Raw genomic sequence first — 2201 nt, 5'->3', positions numbered from 1 at the left:
ATGGCGGTGCGGAGGCGGGTGGCGAGGGACTTGGACTGCCATTCGACAATGACACCGACGCGGACCAGGAGCTGACGGGGGATGTGCCGCTCGGCTCCGATGGGCTTCCTGTGACACCTCAGGTGATGGCAGCACCAGAAGCTGCTGCCGACCACGTATCGGCAGCCCGGGACAACTCGGATGATGGCTACGCAACCGCGCTGCTCGGCGCGGCCGCTGCAGGACTGGCGGCGACCGCTGCGTCCGGCCCCAGATCAGGGGAACCCAGAGACGAACCCTCCGCGCGCCGCCTTCAGCATCCTGAAGGCGGCGCGGCGGAGGCACTGCAGGCGCCACCAGGTGACACAGGGCCGACGCCGCCGGCTCCCGGCAACATACCGGCGCCGGATGACGAAGATGACGATCCCGAAGCCTGGGGCATTGCCGCGACGCCTTTCGTGTCCTTGCTGTGGCCTGTACCGACGGACGACGAGCGAGAGACTGTGACAACGGGCCACGCCATGGAGGAGCGCAGCACGTGGAATGGTGAGACTACGGCGGAGGGCGAGACGGAAGGCTCATCGCTGGCCACCTGGCGTCCTGACCGTTCGGCGCCGACCGCCGGCGACCTCGCCTTCTCGGCGGTGCTTCCTGTGTACAACGCCCCTTCCGAAGCCGCTGCTGAACCGTCCGGTCACGAAGAACCGGAGGAAGACGAGGAGCAGCCGAGCCGCAGGATCGCCGACCTGCTGGTCCAGGAGGGCGACACCTGGGGTTCGGCGGCGTCAGACGGGACTGGAGCGGTCCGGTGACACCGGTTGGTGAACCGTTCCCATACGCCGTACTACGAGTGCATCATGCAAGGAGCAGTACGTGACCAGTTCTTATGACCAGCAGATTGACGACTTGTTGGCTCTGTACCGCAGGCAGCGCGAAGAAGCTGTCGAGACTCGTCGCCGTATTAACGAGGTGACCGGTACCGCGACTGCTTCCCGGCAGGCTGTTAAGGCGACGGTGAGTGCGCAGGGCGAGGTGGTCTCGATCGAGTTCCCGACCGGTGCTTATCGCCGTATGTCGCCGAAAGAATTGTCGGAAGCGTTGGTGTCGACCCTTCGGCAGGCTCGTGCGAACGCACTCGAGGCGGTTGGGGACATCACGTCGGCCGGACTTCCCGCCGGGGTGCGGATCGCGGACCTGCTCGAAGGCAGGGTTGATGCCAGCGCGATGCTCGAGGAGGAGCCGGGGATGCCCGACCTCGTGCGGGAATACCTCGCCGAGGGGCATCCGGAAGCACGGGATGGCGGCGCCCGGTGATTCCGCGTGCCGCGTCTTGCATTGACTAGGAGCTGGGAGGAGACGCGTGCCCGATAGAAGATTCTATGCCGATACTGACGGGTTGGACGAGCAGCTTCCGCATTTGGAGTATCTTCAGCGACGGTTCCAACAGATTGCTGGGGGACTGCAGGGCGGGCTTGTCAGGCTGGGCGAACCCTGGGGCGACGACGCCCCCGGGAGACAGTTCTACGAGCAGTACGGCCGACCGGCAAAGATGCTCATCCGCAGCACGAAAGACATGGGCGATGTAGTCGAGAGCATGTATGACGGCATCGATACCCTGTCCGCCGGTCTCAAAAATACAGAAGATCAGAACTCTCATAACTCTCAGCAGTTGTACCGCGGCACTTCCGGCGACGCCGGAAACGCCGATGGCGGCACAAGAAGGCACTAACGTTGAGTATTCCGATGCCCCGGGAGTTGGAGTGGCTTGCTCCGCTGGTTGTGGGGGAGCGGTGGCCCAAGAGTGATGAGACGGGGCTGCGTGCTCTGGGCGAGCTGTGGGATCAGGCTGCCCGGCAGTTGATGGCGCTGGCCAGTGAGATCGGGCCGTCGGTGCGCGGTGTCCTGGAGAGCGTCGGGGGGTCGGTGGCGGATGGGTTTGCCACGTTCACGCGGCGCTTGCGGGCGAGTCTGCCGGAGATGTCTGATGCGGCGGGGCGGCTGGGGCAGTTCGGCAAGCACACTGCGCTGCAGATCGAGTACGCGAAGTACATGATCATCGGAATGCTCAGCTGGACGGCGTTCGAGATAGGGCAGTTGGCGTTCTGGGCGCCTGAGGCGATCCCGGCGTTGATCAGTGGGGCCCGGGCGATCTTCATGATGATTATGAAGCGGCTGTTGGTGTCGATTGCGACGGGTGCTGCGATCGGGTTCGGTCTGGACGC

3 protein-coding genes and 1 pseudogene are annotated in these 2201 nt (G+C 64.7%); all 4 read left to right on the top strand.

Going from position 1 to position 2201, the window contains the following annotated elements; genetic code table 11:
* Nucleotides 1–791: pseudogene (locus PV350_RS22800) on the top strand (hypothetical protein); the annotation flags it as partial.
* 61 nt (nt 792–852) lie between these two features.
* Nucleotides 853–1293, top strand: coding sequence for a YbaB/EbfC family nucleoid-associated protein (locus tag PV350_RS22795; RefSeq protein ID WP_500335741.1), 441 nt, complete (start codon nt 853–855; stop codon nt 1291–1293).
* Nucleotides 1294–1375: 82 nt separating this feature from the next.
* Nucleotides 1376–1708: a hypothetical protein gene (locus PV350_RS22790; RefSeq protein WP_500335739.1), complete on the top strand. Its 333-nt coding sequence runs from the start codon at nt 1376–1378 to the stop codon at nt 1706–1708.
* Between the two features lie 2 nt (nt 1709–1710).
* The coding region (locus PV350_RS22785) for a WXG100-like domain-containing protein (RefSeq protein WP_500335737.1) at nt 1711–2201 on the top strand (491 nt) is incomplete at its 3' end.

Source organism: Streptomyces sp. PA03-6a (genome assembly GCF_033792765.1).
GTDB lineage: Bacteria > Actinomycetota > Actinomycetes > Streptomycetales > Streptomycetaceae > Actinacidiphila.
This window is presented reverse-complemented; position numbering and strand designations above follow the sequence as displayed.